This is a genomic window from Paractinoplanes toevensis (assembly GCF_018332695.1).
Classification (GTDB): domain Bacteria; phylum Actinomycetota; class Actinomycetes; order Mycobacteriales; family Micromonosporaceae; genus Actinoplanes; species Actinoplanes toevensis.
Window position 1 is genome coordinate 98,008 of record NZ_BOQN01000102.1, and the last position, 22,133, is coordinate 120,140.

21 protein-coding genes are annotated in these 22,133 nt (G+C 72.3%); 13 read left to right on the forward strand and 8 right to left on the reverse strand.

The window, feature by feature from the left end; translation table 11 throughout:
- Position 1: 1 nt before the first annotated feature.
- From Ato02nite_RS38650 to Ato02nite_RS52135, 6 genes are all read left to right on the forward strand, one after another.
- Positions 2-1,282, forward strand: coding sequence for an MFS transporter (locus tag Ato02nite_RS38650; protein ID WP_213011652.1), 1,281 nt, complete (start codon positions 2-4; stop codon positions 1,280-1,282).
- The gene (locus Ato02nite_RS38655) at positions 1,279-1,851 is read left to right on the forward strand and encodes a mycothiol transferase (RefSeq protein ID WP_213011653.1); all 573 of its coding nucleotides are present in this window, start codon (positions 1,279-1,281) and stop codon (positions 1,849-1,851) included. Before Ato02nite_RS38650 ends, Ato02nite_RS38655 begins: the two co-directional genes overlap by 4 nt.
- The gene (locus Ato02nite_RS38660) at positions 1,754-2,065 is read left to right on the forward strand and encodes an alpha/beta fold hydrolase (protein WP_213011679.1); all 312 of its coding nucleotides are present in this window, start codon (positions 1,754-1,756) and stop codon (positions 2,063-2,065) included. Before Ato02nite_RS38655 ends, Ato02nite_RS38660 begins: the two co-directional genes overlap by 98 nt.
- Positions 2,066-2,226: 161 nt before the next feature.
- A complete protein-coding gene (locus Ato02nite_RS38665; RefSeq protein ID WP_246607946.1) occupies positions 2,227-2,364 on the forward strand; it encodes a hypothetical protein in 138 nt (45 codons plus the stop codon).
- Between the two features lie 10 nt (positions 2,365-2,374).
- Positions 2,375-2,812 carry a S8 family serine peptidase gene (locus tag Ato02nite_RS52130; protein WP_246607947.1) on the forward strand — a complete coding sequence of 146 codons (438 nt, stop codon included), beginning with the start codon at positions 2,375-2,377 and terminating at the stop codon, positions 2,810-2,812.
- Positions 2,713-3,051, forward strand: coding sequence for a S8 family serine peptidase (locus Ato02nite_RS52135; RefSeq protein ID WP_246607948.1), 339 nt, complete (start codon positions 2,713-2,715; stop codon positions 3,049-3,051). Before Ato02nite_RS52130 ends, Ato02nite_RS52135 begins: the two co-directional genes overlap by 100 nt.
- On the opposite strand, the gene Ato02nite_RS38675 is transcribed toward Ato02nite_RS52135, so the two are convergent.
- Positions 3,036-4,925 (reverse strand): caspase, EACC1-associated type, encoded by a 1,890-nt coding sequence (locus Ato02nite_RS38675; RefSeq protein ID WP_213011655.1) that lies wholly within the window; start codon positions 4,923-4,925, stop codon positions 3,036-3,038. The genes Ato02nite_RS52135 and Ato02nite_RS38675 overlap by 16 nt on opposite strands.
- Positions 4,922-5,287 (reverse strand): hypothetical protein, encoded by a 366-nt coding sequence (locus tag Ato02nite_RS38680; RefSeq protein ID WP_213011656.1) that lies wholly within the window; start codon positions 5,285-5,287, stop codon positions 4,922-4,924. Before Ato02nite_RS38680 ends, Ato02nite_RS38675 begins: the two co-directional genes overlap by 4 nt.
- Positions 5,288-5,350: 63 nt before the next feature.
- Here Ato02nite_RS38680 and Ato02nite_RS38685 point away from each other — a divergent pair, with 63 nt between their 5' ends.
- Both Ato02nite_RS38685 and Ato02nite_RS38690 read left to right on the forward strand, forming a co-directional pair.
- Complete coding sequence (locus Ato02nite_RS38685) at positions 5,351-6,223, forward strand: hypothetical protein (protein WP_213011657.1); 873 nt, start codon at positions 5,351-5,353, stop codon at positions 6,221-6,223.
- Between the two features lie 78 nt (positions 6,224-6,301).
- Positions 6,302-6,739, forward strand: a complete 438-nt coding sequence (locus Ato02nite_RS38690) for a nitroreductase family deazaflavin-dependent oxidoreductase (protein WP_246607949.1) — start codon at positions 6,302-6,304, stop codon at positions 6,737-6,739.
- On the opposite strand, the gene Ato02nite_RS38695 is transcribed toward Ato02nite_RS38690, so the two are convergent.
- Positions 6,720-7,076, reverse strand: a complete 357-nt coding sequence (locus Ato02nite_RS38695; protein WP_213011658.1) for a MerR family transcriptional regulator — start codon at positions 7,074-7,076, stop codon at positions 6,720-6,722. The genes Ato02nite_RS38690 and Ato02nite_RS38695 overlap by 20 nt on opposite strands.
- Before the next feature lie 48 nt (positions 7,077-7,124).
- On the opposite strand from Ato02nite_RS38695, the gene Ato02nite_RS38700 reads away from it, so the two are divergent.
- Positions 7,125-8,117: an oxidoreductase gene (locus tag Ato02nite_RS38700; RefSeq protein ID WP_213011659.1), complete on the forward strand. Its 993-nt coding sequence runs from the start codon at positions 7,125-7,127 to the stop codon at positions 8,115-8,117.
- On the opposite strand, the gene Ato02nite_RS38705 is transcribed toward Ato02nite_RS38700, so the two are convergent.
- Positions 8,108-8,587: a TspO/MBR family protein gene (locus tag Ato02nite_RS38705; protein WP_213011660.1), complete on the reverse strand. Its 480-nt coding sequence runs from the start codon at positions 8,585-8,587 to the stop codon at positions 8,108-8,110. The genes Ato02nite_RS38700 and Ato02nite_RS38705 overlap by 10 nt on opposite strands.
- A 62-nt stretch (positions 8,588-8,649) precedes the next feature.
- Between Ato02nite_RS38705 and Ato02nite_RS38710 the strand changes: the two genes are divergently transcribed.
- From Ato02nite_RS38710 to fxsT, 3 genes are all read left to right on the forward strand, one after another.
- Positions 8,650-13,341, forward strand: a complete 4,692-nt coding sequence (locus Ato02nite_RS38710) for a PDDEXK-like endonuclease domain-containing protein (RefSeq protein WP_213011661.1) — start codon at positions 8,650-8,652, stop codon at positions 13,339-13,341.
- 69 nt (positions 13,342-13,410) lie between these two features.
- Positions 13,411-14,799 (forward strand): WD40 repeat domain-containing protein, encoded by a 1,389-nt coding sequence (locus Ato02nite_RS38715; protein ID WP_213011662.1) that lies wholly within the window; start codon positions 13,411-13,413, stop codon positions 14,797-14,799.
- 58 nt (positions 14,800-14,857) lie between these two features.
- Positions 14,858-17,590: an FxSxx-COOH system tetratricopeptide repeat protein gene (gene fxsT, locus Ato02nite_RS38720; RefSeq protein WP_213011663.1), complete on the forward strand. Its 2,733-nt coding sequence runs from the start codon at positions 14,858-14,860 to the stop codon at positions 17,588-17,590.
- Between the two features lie 9 nt (positions 17,591-17,599).
- Here the strand turns inward: fxsT and Ato02nite_RS38725 are convergent, their stop codons facing one another.
- Positions 17,600-18,325, reverse strand: coding sequence for an SDR family oxidoreductase (locus Ato02nite_RS38725; protein ID WP_213011664.1), 726 nt, complete (start codon positions 18,323-18,325; stop codon positions 17,600-17,602).
- 95 nt (positions 18,326-18,420) lie between these two features.
- On the opposite strand from Ato02nite_RS38725, the gene Ato02nite_RS38730 reads away from it, so the two are divergent.
- Complete coding sequence (locus Ato02nite_RS38730) at positions 18,421-19,260, forward strand: LysR family transcriptional regulator (RefSeq protein ID WP_213011665.1); 840 nt, start codon at positions 18,421-18,423, stop codon at positions 19,258-19,260.
- A gap of 162 nt (positions 19,261-19,422) precedes the next feature.
- Here Ato02nite_RS38730 and Ato02nite_RS38735 read toward each other — a convergent pair whose 3' ends face one another.
- The 3 genes from Ato02nite_RS38735 to Ato02nite_RS38745 all read right to left on the reverse strand — a co-directional run.
- Positions 19,423-20,016: a TetR/AcrR family transcriptional regulator gene (locus tag Ato02nite_RS38735; protein ID WP_213011666.1), complete on the reverse strand. Its 594-nt coding sequence runs from the start codon at positions 20,014-20,016 to the stop codon at positions 19,423-19,425.
- Positions 20,017-20,028: 12 nt separating this feature from the next.
- Positions 20,029-20,748 (reverse strand): ABC transporter permease, encoded by a 720-nt coding sequence (locus tag Ato02nite_RS38740; protein ID WP_213011667.1) that lies wholly within the window; start codon positions 20,746-20,748, stop codon positions 20,029-20,031.
- Positions 20,745-22,133: DUF1349 domain-containing protein (locus Ato02nite_RS38745; RefSeq protein ID WP_213011668.1), on the reverse strand; the 1,389-nt coding region annotated here is incomplete at its 5' end. The genes Ato02nite_RS38745 and Ato02nite_RS38740, both read right to left, overlap by 4 nt.

The following is a 22,133-nucleotide window of genomic DNA, read 5'->3' on the forward strand; positions in this document are numbered from 1 at the left end:
CATGGATGTCGATATCCAGCGCCGCCGGGCCGTCGTCGCCAGCACGGTGGGCACCACCATCGAGTGGTACGACTTCTTCCTCTACAACACGGCCGCGTCGCTGATCTTTCCGGCCCTGTTCTTCCCCGGGCAGGCCGCCTACACCGGGATCCTGCTGTCGTTCGGCACCCAGTTCGTCGGCTTCGCGGCCCGGCCGGTCGGCGCCGCGATCTTCGGCCACTACGGCGACCGGATCGGCCGCAAGGCCACGCTGATCGCGACGCTGCTGCTGATGGGCATCGCCACCGCGCTGATCGGGGTGCTGCCGACCTACGCGTCGATCGGCTACGCGGCGCCGATCCTGCTCACCCTGCTGCGCATCGGCCAGGGCATCGGAGTCGGCGGCGAGTGGGGCGGCTCGGTGCTGATGTCGATGGAATGGGGAACCCGGGAGCGGCGTGGCCTGATGGCCAGCTGGCCGCAGCTCGGCGTACCCCTCGGATTGGTCCTCTCCACCGGGGTCGTGCGCCTGACCAGCGACTGGACCGGTGCGAGCTTCGAGTCGTGGGGCTGGCGCATCCCGTTCCTGCTCAGCGTCGTACTCATCGGGGTCGGTCTCTATGTTCGGTTGCGGGTCGTGGAGAGCCCCGAGTTCGCCTCGGTGGTCTCCGCCGGCGAGGTCGTGCGCCGGCCGCTGTTCGAGGTCATCCGCACCGAGTGGCGCACCGTGCTCAGCTCGGCGTTCGTGCGGCTCGGCGAGCAGGCGCCGTTCTACCTGTTCACCAGCTTCGTGCTGACCTACGGCACGAAACAGCTCGGCCTGACCCGGGACAGCCTGCTCGACAACATCCTGATCGCCGCCACCATCGGCCTGATCAGCGTGCCGCTGTTCGGCCACCTCTCCGACCGCTTCGGCCGCCGGCGGGTGTACGGCACCGGGATCGTGCTGACCGGGGCGTTCGCCTTCCCGTATTTCGGCCTGCTCAACACCAAGGAATCGGCGCTGATCCTGATCGCCGTCGTGGTCTCGCTGATCGTCCACGACATGCAGTACGGCCCGCAGGCCGCCCTGATCGCCGAGGGCTTCGGCACCAACCTGCGCTACTCCGGCGCCGGGCTCGGCTACCAACTGGCCTCGGTCATCGCCGGCGGCCCCGCCCCGCTGATCGCTACCAAGATCCTGCAGGAGACCGGTTCCAGCACCGGCATCAGCTGGTACATCATCGCCTGCTGCACCCTGGGCCTCGCCGCCCTGCTGCTGATGCCCCGCCGCCCCGCCGGTCCCCGCACAATGCCGGAATGACTTTCCCCTCTCCGACGATCCCGGCCGCCGGCCGCGCCGAAGTCTTCCTCGGCTATCTGGACTACTTCCGCGAGACCGCCCTGGCCAAGGTGTCCGGCCCGCCGGCATCCGCGCAGCACAGCAGCCGTCTCCCGTCCGGCTGGACGCCGCTCGAACTGCTGAAACATCTGCGGTACGTGGAACTGCGCTGGATCTCCTGGGGGTTCGAGGGCAACCCGACCCCTGCACCGTGGGGCGACAGCCGCGAGGCACGTCGGCCACCTGGACATCGTCGCGGAGCTCTCCGGCGGCCCGGTCGGCGAGTAATCTGCGCCGATGCGGCTTCTGGCGGAGGGAACGGCAGATCGGGCGGTGGTCCTGTTCGGCTCGGGCGAGGATCCCGGGCCCGCGCAGACCTGAGCCCGCGGGGTCACGCTCCTGGCCGGCGACGGCACCGGCGCCGGGTGGGACCGAGCCGGCCCGGTCGGGGTGGTGGGCTGGTCGGACGCGGGTCTGGACGACCTGGCCTTCGCCGCCCGGCATCCCGGCGCGGTCGACCGCGTCGCCCTGGTATCGACCCCGATTCCTGACGGCGACCCGGCGTTCGACCTGTCCGAGATGACCGCCAAGGCCCTGCTGCTGTTCGGCGCCAAGGAGCCGCGAACCGGCTCCCGCCACGGAACCTGGTGGCAGAGGCACCTGCCGAACGCCCGCCTGGAGATGAACCCGGCCGGCGACCACGACCTGCTCACCCCGATGTGGACCCGAGTCCTGTCCCACCTGGCCCCACGCTGCAAGCGCTGACCGTTTCGGCTGGGCGTCGAGGCGGGCGGAGAAGCTGGCAATGGCGGCCGTTCAGCCGTCGTTGCCCACTCGGCACCCGCCCCGAGCCCTGCGCCGAGTCAATCGCCTCGCCGCGTCCATCGCCAGGCCATCGATGGCGCAGGACGTGATACGCAAGACCGGTGACGTCTGAGGTGCCGCTGTTCGAGCGCGATCCCGCTGCCTGGCGCGAGCATCTCGCCGAGGGTAATCGCACGCAGGCGCGCAAGCGGGTCAGCGCCGACGTCCTCCTGCGCGACGATCACGCGCGCCTCCGGTGACGGGGTGGTCGTGGCCGATGTGGATTTCGGTTGCCGGATCACCCACCTCGACCTGGCCGGTGCGATCGAGCCGGACCGCGTGGTCAACAGCTTCGACGGCGGGACCGATGTGGCCTGCGGCAAGGACTGGGATCACGGCACCGGTGTGCTGGGTCTCGCCGGGGCGAGCGCCAACGACCTGGGCATGGTCGGGATGGCGTTCGGCGCGGCGCTGTGGGTGGTTCAGGCCAACGACGGGCGGGGGCCGGAACTGCCCGGGAACGCGTGGGCCAACGGCGTGGACTGGGTGCGCACCACGAGCAGCGGCGGCCGGCGCAAGGTCGTGCTGGTCGAGGTGCAGAACAGCGGGTGGAACTCGGAGGCGATGCCGGCCCTCAACGCGGCGATCCGCCACGCCATCGCGGCCGGATCGGTGTCTGCGCGCCGGGCTCGGGCGAGCACGACCTGACGTGCAGCAACGGGAGCGACTTCGCGTACACCAACGGGTTCGGCGGGACCTCCGGGGCGACCCCCAAGGTCGGGGCCGTGGCGGCACTGATGTTGAACGCCGATCCGGGCCTGACGCACGCCCGGATCCGGAAGATCCTGCACGACACCGGGCGGCCGGTGATCACCGAGCCGGACAAGCCGATCGGCCGGTTCCTGGACGCCGAGGCCGCGGTTCGGGACGTTCAGTCGTCGCGGTAGTGCAGCGTGTGCGGGCCGATCCGGATCAGGTCGTAGTTGTGCAGGTCGGCCGATGCCACCGGGCTGCTGTTCACGGTGATCTGGCGGTGCGCGGGAGCCACGTTGGTCAGCCGGGCGCTCCCACCGTCGTACTCGATGCGGGCCTGGATCGGCGCGATCCGCACGCCGTCCAGGCGCAGGTGGGCGTCGGGGCCGCTGCCGAGGACGGTGGTGCCGATCGGGACGGGGAACAGCAGGCCCTGCGGTGAGGTCAACCGGGCCGAGGTGGCCGCCCGGGAGGACGTGGACACTCGGAACTGGGTGCCCAGCAGGTCGGCGGTCCCGGACAGCTCCACCGTGATGTCGCCGGCGACCTCGTATCCCTCCGCCCTGGTGAACTCGGCCTGGAAGTCGGCGAGCACTCCGGCCAGGGTGTTGCCGATCGGCGCGAGGTGGTCGTACTCGGCCTCGGCGAACTGGGCGTGGAAGACGTTCGGCACCGGCTGTCCGGTGCGGTGGCACTCCCGGGATCTGCGCTGGAACGCCTGCAACATCGTGCCGGGATCGACGTGCCCGGCCAGGTAGTCGGGCGCCGGGAGAACGGCGCCGAGGGCCTGTTCGAAATCGGGGGCGGCGGTCAGCCGAGGGCTCAACCACGCGGCCATATCGCCGGCCGTCGACGGGGACATGATGTTCAGCAGGGCGACCAGGGTCGGAGCCCGGTCCGCCGGCATCGCGTTCAGGATCGCCGCCACCCGCCGCGGTGCCATGCCGTGCATCGTGAACAGGGCGATCACCGCCTCCGGGTCCATCGCCGCGAGGATCGGTGCGGCCTCGGCCGGCGAGAGCGAGGCGATCCGCGCGTACTCCCGCCGCGGATCCAGGTCACCCAGCATCGCGGCCGCATCGGCCGGTTCGGCCGCGGCGAGGACCGGCTCCGCCTCCGACGGCGCCAGGCCGGCCAGCGGGGGTGCGGACGCAGGCGGTGGCTCGGCCGCCGGCAGCAGGCGCCGGATCGCGGTCTCGGCGGCAAGCCGCCGGCCCGGATCCGGCGAGTCGATCCATTCGCTCATCGCGGCGATGGCGGCCCGGCGCACATCACGGTCCTTGCTTGCGTACGCCGTGAGCACCGTCGCCGGAAGCTCGGCCGCCGTCACCGGCCCGGACCGGCTGCGGGCGAGCATGATCTCGCCCTGGCCCTGGGTGACGTTCAACTGGGGTGTCTGCGCCGTGCCGAGCGTGCGGATGCGCCGGTAGGCGTACTGATAAGCGTCGTCGACGGTGATGTAACCGCGTCCGTGCCGGTCGGCCTCACCACTGCGCAGACCGTCCACCAGGGCCGCGGTGAAGACGGAACGGGTCGAGTCGGCGCCCGGCAACGGCTCACCCTCGTACGAATATTCGGCGGAGCCGGAAGCCGTCATGACCACCCAGCCGCGCCCGGCGAGCAGCGAGGTGACGCCCACGTCGGTGTCACCTTTGGTCCGGGCGAAAGCGCCGCTGAAACAGCAGTCGAGAATGAGGATCTGCTGGCTGGCCCGGCATTTCTCCATGCGTTCCCGGAGCCACGACGACGCTATCGCGGTGGAGCTGGGCCGCTTCTTGACGGTGTCGGTGGCGGCGAAATGCAGCGCGCCCCACTCGTCGCGCAGCCCATGGCAGGACAGATAGACCAAGACCTGGTCGTCGGGCCGGCGGTCGTCGAGGAACGCGTCGATCTCCCGGCGCACCCGCGCCTCCGACCCGTCCTGCACGGTGACCGTCGTGAACCCTCCGATCCCCGGATCGCCCAGCACATCGGCCATCTCGACCGCGTCCTTGGCGGGCGCGCGCAACCCCGCGAACGCCGGATCGTCGTACAGCGACGTCGCGATGATCAGCGCATGGCGGGTCAAGGCGATTCGATGCGCCGCAGGTAGGCGCCGAAAAGCTGGGCCTGCTGGTCCTTGGTCAACCTCCCCTTGAACCGCTGCCCGTCGATCTCGACCTCCACGTCGGAGGGCTGCCGGCTCAGCCACGACCCGACAACGGCCATGACCCCCTGCGCGACCTGCGGCGCGAGCGCCACCACCATGGCACCCCAGGCAATCGCCTCGGCCGACTTGGCCCCGTCGGGCGCGGCCCCGGCGTCGGCGGCCCGCACGTCCTCGACGTCGAGGTCGAGCAGCTCGGACCGAAGCCCCTGGCCCAACTCAGCGACCGCGTCGGCGTCAAGCCCGGGCGCGATGACACGAATATCGATGTCGGACGAGTTCACAGTGACCACACGATAGCCAACCGCAACCACGAAAACGGTCGGCCGGACGGTTAACCTGACTCGATGACCGTGCAGGACTGGCTCCTCGGGGGCGACCCGGCCATCCGCTGGCAGGTGCTCGGCGACCCGGCCGTGCGGGCCCGGGTGACCACCACCGGGTGGGGCGCGCGCCTGCTGGCCGCGCAGGACTGGACGGGTGGCGCGCACACTCCCCGGGAGGGCTGGGACCGGGAGACGGAACCGCAGCCGTGGACCGCCACCGAGCCCACCCTCACTCTCCTGATGCAGATGGGTGCGCAGCTTCCGGCCGGGCTGGTCGACCGGATCGCCACCGAATGCCGCTGGGAGAACGACAACCAGCCGTTCTTCACCGGCGAGACCGAGCCGTGCATCAACGGCCGGGTCGTCGCCCTCGGCGTCTACTTCGACCGCGACGTCACCCCGATCATCACCCGCCTGCTGTCCGAGCAACTCGACGACGGCGGCTGGAACTGCTACGCCGAGTCCGGTTCGACCCGCTCCTCGTTCGACACCACGATCAACGTCCTGGAGGGCCTGAGGGCGTACGAGAAAAAGCACGGCGCGACCCCATCGCTGACCGCCGCCCGTCGGCGTGGCGAGGAATATCTTCTCGACCGCCGCCTGCTGCGCCGGCTGTCCACCGGCGAGGTGGTCAGCCCCGGCTACCTGAGGCTGTCGTTCCCGGTGCGCTGGCATTACGACGTGCTGCGCGCCCTCGAATACTTCGCCGGCCGCGACGACCCACGGCTGGACGAGGCCCGGCAGCTCCTGCGCGACAAGCGGCAGCCCGACGGCACCTGGCTGCTCGAACACACCCACCCCGGCAAGGTCCACTTCCGGATGGAGGAGGAGGGCCGCCCGAGCCGCTGGAACACCCTGCGAGCGCTGCGCGCCCTGGGTGCGGACGCTGACTAGGCTCCGCCCTCACCCTTGTGGACCGACGACGACCTGAACCGGGAAGAATTTCCGCCGGACTTCTGGGAAAGTCGCTACATGACCTTCGATTCCCGCAACGGGACCCGTGGCGCCCGGCAGCCCGGCGGGCTGTTGTTGAAGCTGGCCAACAAGCTGACCATGGGCAAGATCCGGCGTAAGCCCGGCGCTCTGCTGATCCTGACCACGGTCGGCCGCAAGTCCGGTGAGGAGCGGCAGAGCCCGCTGCGCTGGTTCCCCGACCCGGCGGGCTGGCTGATCGTCGCGTCGGCGGGTGGCGGCTCGGCCAACCCGGCCTGGTATTACAACCTCAAGGCCAATCCGGACAAGGTCCGGGTGCAGATCGGCGAGGAGACGACGGCGGTGACCGCCGAGCAGCTGCACGGTGAGGACTACGCGGCGGCCTGGCAGATGATCACCAGTACGGCCGGCCAGTTCGCCGGCTATCAGCAGAAGACCGACCGGGAGATCCCGGTGATCAGGCTGACGCGGGCGTGACGGTGTATTGATCGACCAGGCCGGCCAGGATGTCCCGCGTCCGGTTGAGACTCTCGATCTGGGCCGAGACGCGGTCGAGCTCGCCGCGTAACCGCCCGGCCAGCCACGGCGTGCGCAGCGTCGCGTCGCTGATGCAGGGCAGCACGTCGGCGATGGTGACGCTGTTGAGCCCGGCCGCCAGCAGCGACTGGATGAGCGTCACCCGCTCGACCGCTCCGGCGGGGTAGATCCGCTGCCCGCCGGGTGTGCGGGTGGAGGCCAGCAGCCCCTGCTCCTCGTAGTAGCGCAGCGAGCGGGCCGATGCCCCGGTCGCCGCCGACAAATCTCCGATCCGCATCACAAACCCCTTGAAGCTCACATCCGTGTGAGGTTTTACCGTACCGGCATGAGCACCGCATTGGACACCCTCGCCCGGCCCATCTCCCTCGGCAAACTGGACCTGAGCAGCCGCTTCGTCATGGCGCCGATGACCCGCAAGCGATCACCGGGCGGCGTGCCCACCGCGGAGAACGCCGCCTACTACCGTCGTCGCGCCGAGCACGGCATCGGGCTGATCATCACCGAGGGCGCCCTGATCGGCCACCCGTCGGCGAGCCACGAGGACGACGTCCCGCGGCTGACCCCCGGCCCGGCCGAGGAGGGCTGGCGCCTGGTCGTCGGCGAGGTGCACGCGGCCGGCGGCCGGATCGCCGCGCAGATCTGGCACCTAGGCGGCGAGCGCCGGCCGGCCGGGACCGCCTGGACCCCGGACACCATCAAGGGCAACGGCTTCGATCAACTGCTCCGGGCGTACGCCGAAAGCGCGCGCACGGCCGTGCGGGCCGGATTCGACGCCGTGGAGATCCATGCCGCGCACGGTTACCTGCTGGACGAGTTTCTCTGGCCGCGCACCAACCACCGCACCGACCGTTACGGCGGAAGCCCGAAGGAGCGCGCTGCCTTCCCCGCCGACGTAATCCGGGCGGTGCGCGAAAACATCCCGGCGGAGATGCCGCTCATCGTCCGTTTCTCCCAGTTCAAGGAGAGAGATTACGCGGCCCGGATCGCCGACACGCCGGGCGAGCTGGGCGACATCCTGGCGAGTTTCGCCGAGGCCGGCGCCGACGTCCTGCACGCGTCGCAGCGCCGGTTCTGGGAGCCCGCGTTCGACGGCGACCCGGCCAACCTGGCCGGCTGGGCCAAGCGCCTGACCGGCCTGCCGACGATCACGGTCGGCTCGGTGGGCCTGGACCGGGACCGCCTCGCGGACCTGGCGACGCAGGATTACGACCTGGTCGCGCTGGGCCGGGTGCTGCTCGCCCACCCGGACTGGGTCGAGCTCGCCCGGGCCGGCCGCGGCGTTCGCTACCGCAAGACCGACGAGGACACCTACTTCTGAGAGTTGCGCCGGGCGATCGAGGCGTTCAGCGCGGTGGCGAAGAGACACCAGGCCGCGTACGGGACGAGGGCCCGCGCCGCCGCCGGGTCGTGCCGGGCCGTACGCCGGATGAGGTCGAGATTGCTCGCGTCCAGCGCGAGGGTCCCGGCCAGCCCGCCGAGCACGCTGCGCCGCCCGAAGAACAGCCAGTTCCAGGCGGCGTTGGCGGCCAGGTTGGCGCCGAACGCGGCCGCCACCTCCCGCCGGGCCGCCCCGCGGGTGCGCAGCACGGCATGCCCGCCGGCCCACGCGATGCTGGCGTAGAGCGGTGTCCAGACCGCCCCGAAGGCCCAGGACGGCGGCTGCCAGTCCGGCTTGTCGAGGGTGCGGTACCAGCGGGTCCCGGTGTTCACCTGGGTGGATCCGGCCACCGCGGTGGCGGTCACGGCGGCGGTCGTTGCGGCATAGGTGAGCCAGCGTCGCGTACTCATGACTTTGCTCCTTTCCCGCGAATCGCCAGCGGAATCACCTCCGCGCTTGCTGGAATCGGTATATGACGCCCGAAACTGCCACCGAGTCGACAAGGGCCGCATTGCGGGCCTGGCGCGACGGCCTGGTGAACCTCGACGCCGGCAACCGGATGATCAACTTCCGGCGGTCCGAGACGGGCATGGTGGAGATCGCCGGACCACCACCGGGGGTGATCGTGGGCGCGCTGCGCTCCGGCGGCGAGCACGGGTTCGCCGGCGAGGGCGAGTTCTTCCGCACCGGCCTGGGCGCCCAGCCCCTCGGCACGGTGCTGCGCCGGCTCATGCGCAAGGCCCGGCAGGATTTCCTCGACCGGGGCGTCGACGCGCTGCACCTGGCCATCGGCATGCTGCACTGGCGGGACGAGGAGGGCACCTCGCTGGGCAGTCCGCTCCTGCTGCTGCCGGTCGAACTGACCGCCGCCGGCCCGGCCGACCTGCCGAAACTGACCGGCCGCGACGACGACCCGGTGGTCAACCCGGCGCTGGTGCTGCGGCTGCGGCTGGTCGGCATCGAGCTGCCGGCCGTGGCGTCCCTGGCCGATCTGGACCTGGCCGAGTTCCTCACCCGGGTGCGCGCGGCGACCGCGGGCCGGGAGGGCTGGCGGGTCGACGAGACCGTGCTGCTGTCCACGTTCAGCTTCCACAAGGAGGCCATGTACCGGGACCTGCACGACAACGAGGACCGCATCCTCGCTCACCCGGTGATCCGGAGCCTCGCGTCGCTCGACGGCGAGCCGGGCTTCGCGCCGATCGCCGCCGCCGACGTGGACCGGCTGGCCCCGCCCGAGGAGGTGCCGCTGGTCCTGGACGCGGACGCGTCCCAGCGGGCCGGCATCGCGGCGGCCACCGCCGGGCACAGCTTCGTGCTGGACGGCCCGCCCGGCACCGGCAAGTCGCAGACCATCGCCAACATGATCGGCTGCCTGCTGCACGCCGGGAAGCGGGTGCTCTTCGTCTCGGAGAAGGTGGCCGCGCTCGAGGTGGTGCGCAACCGCCTCGCCGATGCCGGCCTTGATGACTACCTGCTCGAACTGCACAGCCACAAGGCGACCCGCAAGGAGGTGGCCCGCGGCCTGGCCGCGGCGGTGGACAAGCCACCGGCCTCGCCGGCGGCCGGGCGGATCGGTGCGGCCCGTGCTTCCCGCGAGGCCCTTTCCGCGTACGCCGAGGCGATGAACGAGGTACGGGAGCCGCTCGGCGCCAGCCTGCACGACATCCTCGGCCGCTGCGCCGAACTGGCCGGGGTGCCCGCCGCGCCCGCCCCCGAGCCGGTCACCCTGACCCCGGACACGCTGCGGCAGGTGCGCGAGGCCGCCGAGCAGCTGGCCCGCTCGTGGCGGCCGGCCGCGCTCGGCGACGACTTCGCCTGGCGGGAGGTCACCGACTCCGAGCCGCTCGACGGCCGGTTGCAGCGGGCCGAACACGCGCTGCGCGAGCTGTCCGGCGCGGCCGGTCGCAACGCCGCGCTGGCCGCCGCGTTCGGCCTGGCCCGGCCGTCCGGTGCGGCCGCGCTCGCCGCCCTCGCCGAACACGCGGCCCGCCGCCCGGCCGGGGTGGACGACGACTGGCTCACCACGGCCAGCCTGCGCCCGGTGCGCAAGGCCGCTACCGAGCGCGGCCGGCACCTGGCCACGGTGCGGCAGGCCCGCGAGGCGGTCCGGGCGGCGGCCGGCGTCGCCTGGGACGACCTGCCCGCGCCCGGTGACGTGCCGCCGGTGCGGCGGGCCGAGACCCGGCCGGCCGCGGTCGACCCCGGCCCGCTCACCGCGGAGGCCGCGACCGGGCTGGCCCGCCGCTTCGACGACGACGCCACCCTGCTCGAGGAGCGGATGCGCGACGTCACCCGGATCACCTCGGCGCTGACCCTGCCCGCGGCCGGCAGTTTCGCCGACGTGGCCCGGGCGGTGGCGATCTGCGAACTGGGCGGCCGGGCCAACCGCCCGGAGCCGTACTGGTTCGGCGCCGGCGTGCTGGCCAAGGCGAACGCCGCGACGGCCGCGCTGCGCCGGGGCGTGGAGGCGCTCACCGCCGCCGAGGGGCAGGCCCGCCGGTACTTCCACGAGTCGATCCTGGACCAGCCGGTCGAGCAGCTCTCCGACCGGCTCACCCGGGTGCACCGCGGGCTGTTCCGCAAGCTGTTCGGCGCGTACCGGCGCGACTACGAGTCGGTCGCCGCGTTCGCCCTGCCGTCGATCTCCTCCTCGGACGCGGTCGCCCACCTCGGCACCGCCGTCGCGTGGCGGGCCGCCCGCCGCGAACTGGCCGCCCTGGAACAGGAGCACGCCGCCGTGCTCGGCCGGTTCTGGCGCGGCGCCACCACCGACTTCACCGCGCTCAACGAGGCCCTGCAGGTGGCGGCCGAACTGCTGCGCTGGACCCCGCCGCAGGCCGTGCCGGCGGTCATCGACCACGTCTGCGCGCCGGTGCCGGACGACGGGCTGCTGCGCGCCGCGGCCGGGGTGAACGCGGCGATCGCCCGCTGGCAGTCCACCCTGCGCCCGGCGCCCGAGGCGGCCGCCCGGCCGGAGCTCGCGCAGGCCGGGGTGCGGGACGCGATCGCCTGGCTGCGGGCCAACGCCGCCCCGCTGACCGCGGCGGCGCGACTGATCGGCGCGTACGACGAGGCCACCGGCCGTACCCTCGATCTGGCCGGCGCCGAACGCCTGGCCGGCCTCCGGCAGGCCGTCGCCGATGCGCTGGCCGGCGCGGACGGCGACGCCGACATCGACGAGAGCGCGATCGACTGGGCCGCCAAGGCCCGGGAGATCGCCACCGGCAGCGCCGAGAAGCCGCTGACCGCCAAGCAGGCCGCCGCCCTCGCCGCCGCTCGCCCGGCCGGCGGACTCGCCGCCCGGGCTGCCGCCTGGACGCAGGCCCGGGACGCGGTCGTCGCCGCGTTCGGTGCCGCCCGCCGGGCCGGGCTCGTCGAGGCCCTCGAGGACTACGAGCGCGGGCCGGCGCTGCTGCGGGAACTGCGCGAGGACGCCGCCGGCCAGGACGAATGGTTCAGCCACGTGGCGGCCCGGGAGGTGCTCACCGGGTTCGGCCTGGACGCGGCCGTCGCCTACTGCGCCGACGTCGCGGTGCCGCCGGAGCAGCTGCGGCCGGTTCTCGAGCGGGCCGTGCTGCGGGCCTGGGCCGACGACGTGCTGCATCGCGACGAGCGACTGCGCCCGGTCCGGGCCGAGGAACGCAGCCACCTCGTCGACGAGTTCCGCGCGCTGGACCGGGAACTCGTCGCGTCGGCGCCGGCCCGGATCGCGGCCGTGCTCAACGAGCGCCGGGCGGCGAATCTCCCGGCCGAGGAGACCGCCCTGCTGCGCCGGGAGGGCATGAAGGAGACCCGCCACCTCGCCGTACGGGATCTGATCGACCGGGCCCGGACCGCCGTGCTGGCCATGAAGCCCTGCTTTTTGATGTCGCCCCTCGCGGTCAGCCAGTATCTGCCGCCGGACATCGGCTTCGACGTGGTGATCTTCGACGAGGCGTCGCAGGTCACGCCGGCCGATGCGATCAACTGCATCTACCGGGGGAGTGCCCTGGTCGCGGCCGGCGACGACAAGCAGCTGCCGCCCACGTCGTTCTTCGAGACCGTGAACGACAGCGACGTCAGCGACTTCCAGTCCATCCTGGAGCTGGCCAAGGCCTGCGGCGCGTTCCCGAGCATGCCCCTGGCCTGGCACTACCGCAGCCGGCACGAGGCGCTGATCGCCTTCGTCAACCAGGCCTTCTACGGCGGCCGGCTGGTCACCTTCCCGTCCGCCGACGAGCACAGCCCCGACGCCGGGGTGCACCTGATCCCGGCCGGCGGTGTTTACCGGCGCGGCACCACCCGCGACAACCCGGTCGAGGCCGGCATCGTCGCCGAGCGGGTCGTCGCGTCGCTGACCGCCCGGCCCGACCTGTCCCTCGGCGTCGTCACGTTCTCGGTGGCCCAGGCCGAGGCGATCGAGGCCGCCCTGGACCGGGCGGCCGCGCAGCACCCTGGGCTGATCCGGCTGCTCGACACCGACCGGCTCAACGGGTTCTTCGTGAAGAGCCTCGAATCGGTGCAGGGCGACGAACGCGACGTGATGATCTTCTCGATCGGCTACGGGCACGACGAGCAGGGGAAGATCAGCACCAACTTCGGCGCGCTCAGCCGGCCCAACGGGTGGCGGCGGCTCAACGTGGCGATCACCCGGGCCCGGCAGCGGGTGGAGATCGTGTCCTCCATCCGGGCGCGGGACATCCCGGAGAGTGCCAACGAGAGCGTCCGGCACCTGGCCGCGTACCTCGACTTCGCCGAGCACGACGGCATCGTCCGGACCGACGCGGCCGGGTCCCTCGGTGCCCTGGAGACGTCCGTCCGCGAGGCCGTCGAGTCGTGGGGCTACACCGTGCACAGCCGGATCGGCTCCGGCGGCTACCGGCTCGACCTGGGCGTGCTGCACCCCGCGCACGAGGGCGCGGTGTACGCGATCGGCGTCGAGTGCGACGGGGCGATGTACCACGCCTGCCCGGTGGCCCGGGACCGCGACCGGCTGCGCGCCGAGGTGCTCGGCGGCCTCGGCTGGACCCTGCACCGGGTGTGGGGAACCGCCTGGTACCGCGACCGGGCCGGCGAACAGGCCCGGCTGCGGGCCGCCATCGAGAGGGCGGTCGCCGACACCTCGCTGCCGGCCCGCGCCCCGCACCGGAAACCGGACCTGCTGAAGCTTCTGCCGGTTTCCTGACGCTTGACGTAATGATCTCTGCTGTCGACTGTATTGACTCACGCAGAGTTGATGTCCAGCATTGTCCGGGTGACGGTCGGAACAGGTGGGCCGGCCCACGCCGCCCCGGTCAGTTGTGTCGCTTTCCGGGCCGACGGTGGGCGCCTGGCCAGTGGCTCCCACGACCGCAGTGTCATCGTGTGGGACACCACCGATCCGGCCCGCCCGGCCATGGTGACCGAGTTCGGCCATCATGCCGCGGTGCTGTCGGTGGCCTTCAACCCGGCCGCCGCCGACCTGCTCGCGACCGGCTCGGCCGACGGGACGGCGGCCGTCTGGCGGGTCGTCGACGACCGGCCGGCCTCGCAGATGAAGGTCCTGGGCGGCCACCCCGGCGCGGTCACCTCGGTCGCGTGGATGCCGGACGGCCAGCACCTGATCTGCCAGATCGCCGAGAGCCGGGCCGCCGTGTGGAACGCCTTCGGCGAGACCTACCTGGGTGAGCTGACCGATTGCGTACGCCTGGCGGTCAGCGTCGACGGCCTGGTCGCCACCGTCGGTGCCGACAATCTGGTCGCCGTCCGTGACCTGTGGCGCGACCCGGGCCGCATCACCTACCTGCCGGCCGCCGCGGTCGAGGACTGCGCCTGGTCACCCGACGGCGCCACGCTGGCCCTGGCCGGGGCGGACGGGTCGCTGGAGTTGCTCAACGCCGAGCTGCTGCCGATCCGGTCGGTCCGGGTCGGCGACACACCCCTGCGCGGCGTCACCTGGTCCACCGACGGCAGCAGCATCATCGCCGGCACCTACGATCCCGGGCTGGTCGCGCTGGACATCGCCGGCCGTCCACAGTGGCGGCACACCGACGTACGCCTCTGGCCCCGTTCGTTGGCCGCCGCCGGCGGCACCGTGGCCGCCGCGACCTTCGGCGGCCGCCCGCACCTGCTGGTCCGGTCGACCGGGCAGCCGCTCGGCGCCGGGCCCGGGCAGGCCCCCGCCGAGCCGAGCGCACCGTTCCGCGGCGGCGTGGTCGCCGCCACCGGCCGGATCGTGACCGCCGGCCCGGCCGGCGAACGTCATCCGCTGTGGGAACACGACACCCGGGTGACCGCGGTGGCCGCCGTCGGCGACCGGGTGATCGTGTCGGCCGCCCACCGCTCGGTCCGGGTGATGCTGCTGTCCGACCACGATCTGGTCATCGAGCTCGGCATCACCCTGCACGCCCCCGAACCGGTCAAGGCGGTGGCCGTGCTCGGCGCGCCGGAGGCCCCGGTCGTGGTGGCCGCCTCGCACGACTTCCGCCTGTTCTCCTGGACCCTCGACTGGACCGGCATGCCGGCCGGTCCCCGGCTGATCGGCGAGTTCGGCTACGGCATCGCCGCCCTCACCCGCCTCGACGACCACCGCCTGACCGCCACCGACCACCACGGCGAGATGGTCATCCTCGCCCTCGGCCCGGACGGCGCCCTCTCCGCCTGAACGAGGTGGCGCGGGTGGCGGCGTGCTGCGAGCCTGGAAGCGCGGACGGATACGGTTCATGCCGTTGCGGGAGACGGATGACAGCCGGCCTGCGCCGGGGAAGGGACGGGCGGTGGCGAGGTTGACCCGACAGGGCTTGCCGGCGGGTCTGTCCGCCCTGCTTGCGGTCGGTGCCGGCCTGCTGACCAATCTCTTGACCTCCGGCTGGAGCTGGCCGCTGGCGATCGCCTTTGCCGTCCTCATCGGCGTCTACGTCGGATACGAGATATGGCGGGCGAGCAGGGACGACGCCGGCGGACCGGCTGCGCCGCCCGCCGGAGCGCCGACCCCACAGCGACGCTCCGTAGTTCCACCGTGGGGGCTGCTGCCGGCAAAGATGCACGGTCGCGACGAGGTCCTGCGGACGCTCTCCGCGGTGCTCGACCCGGGTGTCGCGCATGAGGCTCAGTTGCATGTGTTGTGCGGGCTCGGCGGCTCGGGGAAGACCACCGTGGCGTTGTCCACGGCCGACGCCGCACGACGGTCCGGCGCCCTGGTCTGGTGGATCAGCGCACGGGATGAGACATCCCTGGTCAGCAGCCTCATTGACCTGGCCGCAGAACTTGCCACCCCGGAGGAGACTGCACAGGCGAGGGTTGGCGTGCGCAGTCTGACCGACCTCGTCTGGCGACATATCGAGGCCCGCACCGATCGGTGGCTTCTGGTGGTCGACAACGCTGATCGTCCGGAACTGCTGGCCCCGGACGGTGGTCAGGTGTCGCACGGCAACGGAGTCGTGCGGCCGGCCTCCGGTGGACTCGTGCTGGTCACCAGCCGGGTCGGCAACGCCGAGGTGTGGGGAAACCGGGCGGTGCTGCACCCACTGGGCCGGCTCTCGTCCGATGCGTCCGCGCGCGTACTGCTCGATGCGGCGGGCGCCGCGGCCGGCTCAGACGGCGACGCCGTGGCTCTGGGCGAGCGGTTGGGCGGCCTCCCGCTGGCCCTGCGGGCTGCCGGTCGATACCTTTCCTCGACTGCGGCGCGGCTCGACGGCGTGACGACCTTCGCGGAATATCGGCGACTGCTGGAGGAACGTTTCACGACGTTGCTGGGCCGGCCCTCGGCGGAACCGCGGGAGGCGGTCGTCAGCACTTGGGAGCTGACCCTGGACCTGCTGGCCGAACAGGGCGATGATGCGGCGCGGAAGATCATGCGGCTGTTCGGCGGCCTTGCGCCGGAACCCGTGCCGATCGCGATGCTCGATCAGTCGGTGCTGGACCGGAGCCTCCTGTTCGGTCGCCCCGCCCGCGGATGGCTGCCATCCTGGGCGTCCGGCCGGCATCGCCCGGTCTATGACCCGCAGGCCCACAGTCGCGTCCTGAGCGACCTGTGCGATTTCGGACTGCTCGACCGGACCACCCCGGCGAGTGGCCCGGCTCCGGCTGTGCCGTGCCTGGTCGCTCACCCGTTGGTCGCTGAGACGAACGCCCGGATGGTCAGGGACGACGCGAAGCTTGGGCGCGAGGTACGCGGCACCGTGGCCGCTCTGTTGACACAGGCGAGCCGGCGGTATGACCCGGAGGACCCGTCCACATCACTGTGGTGGGCCTTGCTTGCGCCGCACGCCGAACAAGCCGTCGACGTCACGCCCGGACATCGCGGTTCTCGCCGAGAACTGCGATTGCTGATCCGGGCGCTGTGCACGGTCAGCCGGGGCCTGTGCGGGGCCGGTGACTATCTCACGGCGCACGTGCTGGCCGAGCGGGCCCGCCAGGTGGCTGCCCACAACCTCACCGCCGACGACCCGGCAGCTCTGGTAGCCCGCTGCCATGTCGCCGACGCGGTGGCTCACCTCGGCGATTACGCGACGGCACTCGAGGAGTACCGCGAAGTACTGACGGTGCAGCGGCAGCGATTGAAGCGGGACCATCCGGATGCCCTCCGGACCCGGCGTGAACTGGCGTGGCTTCAGGCTCTTCGCGGTATGTACACCGAGGCGGAGGCAGGATATCGAGAACTTCTCGATCTGCAGCGACACCGGCTCGGTGCCGAGCACCCGGATGCGCTGCGTAGCCAGAGCGATCTCGCGTTCGTGCTGGCGTTCCAGGACCGCTTCGACGAGGCCGAACAGGAGTACCGTGACGTCCTCGCCCGCCAGCGCCGAGTGCTGGGGGACGGTCACGGGAACACCATTCGGACCCGCCACTATCGGGCGCACGCGCTGGCGTCCGCCGGTCGGTTCGAAGAGGCCGAGCAGGAACTGCGCCTGGTCTACGAGGCTCGGACCGCCCAGCGGGGGCCGAAGCACCCGGATGCCGTGCGGACCAGGCAGGAGCTGGGCTGGGTCGCCGCGATCCAGGGCCGGTACGAGGACGCCGAGGAGCACTGGCGGGCCGTCCTCGATGTGCTGCGCGACACCGTCGGCGCGGACCACGTCGACACGTTGCGCACCCGGCACGATCTCGCCGCCATCGCCGCGGTGCGCGGCCGCTACGCCGAGGCCCAACGTGAGCTGCCGCTCATCGTCGAGCAACGCCGACGGCTTCTCGGGCCGGAGCATCCGGCTACGCTCCGAGCACGGCGCAACCTGGCCTGGTTGAACGCGGAGCTGGGCGACGATGCCGCTGCCGAGGCCGAGCTCCGCACCATCCTGGCAGTCTGGCGGCGAACAAGCGGCCCCTCCAGTGCGGAGGCCCGGCTGACCGAAGCCCACATCGAGGCTCTACCTAAGCATCGCCGGCCCGGTGAGCCGAGGCCTCCGTTGTGGGCGACGGGATACCAGACCGCCGCACCGGACCGGACCGAAGCTTGAGTACGGCGCCTACCAGGGGATCGGGCCGTCGTCGTCGAAGAAGGCGCCGGTCGGGCCGTCGTCCGGCAGGGTGGCCAGGTGGATCGCGATCGCGGCGCCCTGCTCCGGACTGCGGTGGCCGCGGTGACCGTTGAGGTCGGTGGCGGTGAAACCCGGGCAGCCCAGGTTGATCAGGATGCCGGTGTTCTTCAGCTCCTTGGCGTACTGCACCGTCACGGCGTTGAGGAACGTCTTCGACGGGGAGTAGGCCGCCGAGATCGGGCCGGTGTCCCCGGTGTCGGCGACCTGCCGGGCCAGCGAGCCCACGGTGCTGGACATGTTCACGATCCGCGGTGCCGCCGACCGGCGCAGCAGCGGGAGCATCGCGTTGGTCACCCGGATCACGCCGATCACGTTGGTCTCCACCACCGCCCGGATCGTGTCCGCGCCGACCTCGGTGGGCGCCTGGGGCATGCCGCCGGTGATTCCCGCGTTGTTGACCAGCACGTCGAGCCGGCCGGCGCGCTCCTCGATCAGCCGGGCGGCCGCCGTCACGCTCGCGTCGGCGGTCACGTCCAGCGGCACCCCGAACGCGTCGGCGCCGGCCGCCCGCAGCTTCGCCACCGCGGTCTCCCGGCGCTGGTCGTCCCGGGCGCCGACACCCACCGCCCAGCCGAGCCGGCCGAAGCCAGCCGCGATCTCGTACCCGATGCCCTTGTTCGCGCCGGTGATCAGCACGATCTTCTGTTCGCTCATGCTTTGATCCTTCGCGCGACCGGCCCGGCACTCCAACACCGTTTAGGTGGCCGGCAATACCCCACCGGTATCGGCAGGGGAGTAACTTGGCGGGCATGGAGACGCGGGAGTTGCGCTACTTCGTCGCCGTCGCGGAGGAGCTGCACTTCGGGCGGGCTGCACGCCGGCTCGGGATCGCGCAGCCGCCACTGTCGCGAGCGATCCAGCAGATCGAACGGCACATCGGGGCCTCCCTGCTCGACCGCACGAGCCGCAGCGTCAGCCTGACCGAGGCCGGCGCGGTGCTGCTGCGCGAGGCCCGGGCGGCGCTGGACGCGGTGGAGGCGGCCGAGCGCCGCACCCGCCGGGCCGCGACCGGCCGCCCCGGCCTGGTGCTGGTGGCCAAGGCCGGCGCGTCGGCCGAGCTGCTGGCCAAACTCCTGGACGCGTACGCGGCGGAGCCCGGCGCGGTAGCGGTCGACGTGCAGTTGTGCGGCATCGCCGAACAGGAACGCCAGCTGCGCGACGGCCGCGCCGACGTGGCCCTGCTGCACCGCCCGTTCGACTCGACGGCCGGCCTGGACACCGAGGAACTGTCCACCGAGGGCCAGGTGGCGGTCCTGCCCGCCGGCCACCCGCTGACCATCCGCCCGTCGCTGACCATGGCCGAGATCACCGGCCTGCCCGACCTGCCGCTGCCCCGCTGGCCCTGCCCCGACGGCAGCTACCCGGCCGGCCCCGGCCCCGAGGTCCGCGACCACGCCCAGCTCCTCCAGCTGATCGCCCTGGGCCGGGCCACCGCGATCATCCCGGAGTCGGCGTGGTCCCAACTGCGCGGCGACGTGGCCACCGTCCCGGTGCTCGACGCCCCCAGGGTGACCACGGTGATCGCCTGGCCCCCGCACAGCCGCTCCCGAGCTGTAGCCGGCCTGGTCCACGCGGCGAGCCGCCTCTAGGGGCACTCCGAGCCCCGACAGTGTCGAGTTGCCGTTCGCTGCGAACGCTTACTCCCCAAGGTCTGGCGTCCGCGAAGTGCGTCTCCGCGTGCAGGCGGCGACCCGTTCTCGACAATGTTGAATTCGTGTCGGCAGCGAGCGGAAACTCCGCAAGATCGCGGGTTACCCCTGCAGGAGGCGGACGAAGATCTCGGCCAGGGACGTTGCCGTGCCGGTGGGGGTGTCGCGGGGCAGGATGATGTGGCTCACGGTCAGCCGGATCACCGCGTCGATCGCCAGGGCCACCGTGTCGGGAGGCGTGTCGGGCAGGAACGCCGCCGCCCACTCGCGCAGCACGTCGCCGGCCTCGGTCAGCACGATCTCGGAGCGGGTGGTCAGGTAGGGCAGGAGTTCGTCGGCGCCGCCGCGGGTGCTGGTCAGGACCGCGCGCACCAGCGGGTTGCCGGCCGCCTCCTGCAGGGTCAGCACGATCGCGGCGTAGCCGGCCGCGCGGATGTCGCCGCCCCGGGTGAACAGCTCGGTGCGGATCCGCTGGGCGAACTGCCGCACCTCGCTGACCGCCAGGGCCTCCGCGAGGCCGGCCCGGCCGTCGAACTCGTTGTAGACCGTCTGGCGGCTCACGCCGACGGCGGTGGCCACGTCGACCATGCGCACGCTCTCCCAGCCGTGCTCGACCGTCAGGTCCCGTGCGGCCCGGATCAGCGCCTGCCGGAGGCGGGCGCGATTGGACTCGCGGTAGGACGACGTGGCTTCCATGAGCCTGAAAGGCTACACATCTCGTGCACAGATCACGGCCGCGCCGATCCCGAAAATGACGAAAGCCCAGGTGGCGGCCACCCCGAGGCCGGGCAGGGGTTGAATCGGGAGGGAGTTGAGGTCCACCGTGGACAGCACGGTCAGGCCGGCCGTGCTGGGCATGAACCGGTAGATGGCGCGCTGCCAGTCCTCGTCGTGGAAGAAGTCGATGATGACGGGGGCCAGGTAGAGCAGGCCGAGCATCACCCCGGTCGCGGCGACCGCACTGCGCAGCAGGGCGGCCACGCCCAGGCCGAGCAGGGCGATCGCCAGCAGGTAGAGCACCGCGCCGCCGGCCGCCCGCAGCAGCGGGCCGGAGGTCAGGGCCGGATAGTCGTCGATCAGTGCCCGGCCGGCCAGCACCGACGCGCCGACCGACACCACCGCGGTGGCGAGCACGCCGCCCAGCAGCAGCGTGGCCTTGGCGCCGACGACGGTCAGGCGCCGGGGGAGCGCGGTGAAGGTGGCCACGGCCAGGCCGGTGCCGAACTCGCCGGCCAGCAGCTGCACCGCCCACGCCGCCACCACCGCCTGGCCGAGCTGCACGCCGAGCAGGCTCACCTGCACCGGATCGGCCCCGCCGAAGCCGGCCGCGGTAGCCGAGACACCCACGGTGAGCACCACGATCAGCGCCGGATAGTGGACGGGGACGGTGCGCAGCTTGGTCCACTCGGCCCGCAGGGCGGCCGTCACGCGTCGGCCCGCCGGGTGCGCAGGACGGCGAACGCCAGGATCGCGCCCGCCCAGGCGGCCAGGACCAGCAGGCCCGCCCAGGCCGGCAGCGGGAAGTAGCCATCGGTCGGCGTGTAGGGCTTGGCCACCTGTGGATAGGCGGGCAGCGCCTGCTGCACCGCGAACGCGGCGGCCGGTGTCACCCGCAGCAGCCACTGGGCGGCCGCGGTCGGCAGCACCGACGTCGTGGCGAGCAGATAGGGCACGACCACGGCGACGATCGCCAGGGCCACGGCGGGCACGCCGCGGCGGAGAAGAGCACCGATGGCGTACGCGAGGACGGCCGTCAGCGCCAGCAGCAGCGCGCAACCGACGATGATCCGCAGGAGCGTGCCGGTCGGCACGGGCAGCAGGAAGTTGCCGCGGGCCCGCATCAGGTGGCCGGACAGCGGCAGAGTGACCGCGGTCGCGGCGAGGCCGGCGACGAAGACCGCGGCGCCGATCACCGCGGCCTTGGCGGTCAGCATCCGGCCACGGTGGGGCATGGCCGCCAGGGTGGTACGGATGAGTCCGCGCCGGTATTCGGCGGTGATGAACAGAACCGCGACCACGATGACCGCCAGCAGCGCGGCGATGAGTCCGGCCAGGGTGAACGTGATGGTCGGCCCACCCTCCTGACCGGCCGGCGCGATGTCGCCGGTGCCGGTGACGGTCAACCGGCCGGCCTCGGCGGTGAAGCCCTCGGCCCGGTGGTACTGCTCCCAGTCGGTCTGCATCGCCGGGTCGTCGCCGACGTTGTCGTAGGTCCACGTGCCGGTCGCGGAGACCTGGTCGAAGACGGCGGTGGCCTGGGTGAAGCGGGCCTGCACGATGCTGCCGCCGTGCGCGCCGGCCTTCGCCGTGACGTTGCTGGGCGACGCGACGAACAGCCCCACCTGCACGGTTTCCGGCAACCCGGGGAGGCGTACGGATTGAATCTCGGTCCAATCGGTGGCGTTCGCCGACGCGTACCCCTTGATGGTGTCGCCGGAGCGGGAGAGGCGCAGCCAGCGTGCCGCCGCCGGGCCGGCCTTGTCCTCGGTGAAGTTGTGCTGCATCCGGGTACCGTGCGCGCCGGTGACCAGCACCGATGCGTAGGGTGCGCCGGGTTGCAGGCCGTCCTTGACGATGAGGCCGGCCTTGGCCCAGGGGACCAGGCCCGCGACGATCTGGTCGTGGCCGGGCGGGGGATAGGTGATGATGCCGGTGAGGTCGGCGACGTGCGCGGTGATCGTGCCGTCGCCGGTCAGCGGCTGGTGGACGAAGGAGAAGCGATCGTCGACCGCCTGGCCGCCGGGGCCGATCGGCGGGTGCGGGCAGTCGGCGCCCTCCTGCTCACCGCACGAGGTGGTCACGCCGAAGGCGGC

What these genes read in the sequence shown, in the direction of transcription:
- Ato02nite_RS38685 (WP_213011657.1), top strand. Translation starts at nt 5,351, where the DNA reads ATGACCGTGCAGGACTGGCTCCTCGGGGGCGACCCGGCCATCCGCTGG.
- Ato02nite_RS38690 (WP_246607949.1), top strand. Translation starts at nt 6,302, where the DNA reads ATGACCTTCGATTCCCGCAACGGGACCCGTGGCGCCCGGCAGCCCGGC.
- fxsT (WP_213011663.1), top strand. Translation starts at nt 14,858, where the DNA reads ATGCCGTTGCGGGAGACGGATGACAGCCGGCCTGCGCCGGGGAAGGGA.
- Ato02nite_RS38695 (WP_213011658.1), bottom strand. Translation starts at nt 7,076, where the DNA reads ATGCGGATCGGAGATTTGTCGGCGGCGACCGGGGCATCGGCCCGCTCG.
- Ato02nite_RS38705 (WP_213011660.1), bottom strand. Translation starts at nt 8,587, where the DNA reads ATGAGTACGCGACGCTGGCTCACCTATGCCGCAACGACCGCCGCCGTG.
- Ato02nite_RS38735 (WP_213011666.1), bottom strand. Translation starts at nt 20,016, where the DNA reads ATGGAAGCCACGTCGTCCTACCGCGAGTCCAATCGCGCCCGCCTCCGG.
- Ato02nite_RS38655 (WP_213011653.1), top strand. Translation starts at nt 1,279, where the DNA reads ATGACTTTCCCCTCTCCGACGATCCCGGCCGCCGGCCGCGCCGAAGTC.
- Ato02nite_RS38650 (WP_213011652.1), top strand. Translation starts at nt 2, where the DNA reads ATGGATGTCGATATCCAGCGCCGCCGGGCCGTCGTCGCCAGCACGGTG.
- Ato02nite_RS38725 (WP_213011664.1), bottom strand. Translation starts at nt 18,325, where the DNA reads ATGAGCGAACAGAAGATCGTGCTGATCACCGGCGCGAACAAGGGCATC.
- Ato02nite_RS38730 (WP_213011665.1), top strand. Translation starts at nt 18,421, where the DNA reads ATGGAGACGCGGGAGTTGCGCTACTTCGTCGCCGTCGCGGAGGAGCTG.
- Ato02nite_RS38700 (WP_213011659.1), top strand. Translation starts at nt 7,125, where the DNA reads ATGAGCACCGCATTGGACACCCTCGCCCGGCCCATCTCCCTCGGCAAA.
- Ato02nite_RS38710 (WP_213011661.1), top strand. Translation starts at nt 8,650, where the DNA reads ATGACGCCCGAAACTGCCACCGAGTCGACAAGGGCCGCATTGCGGGCC.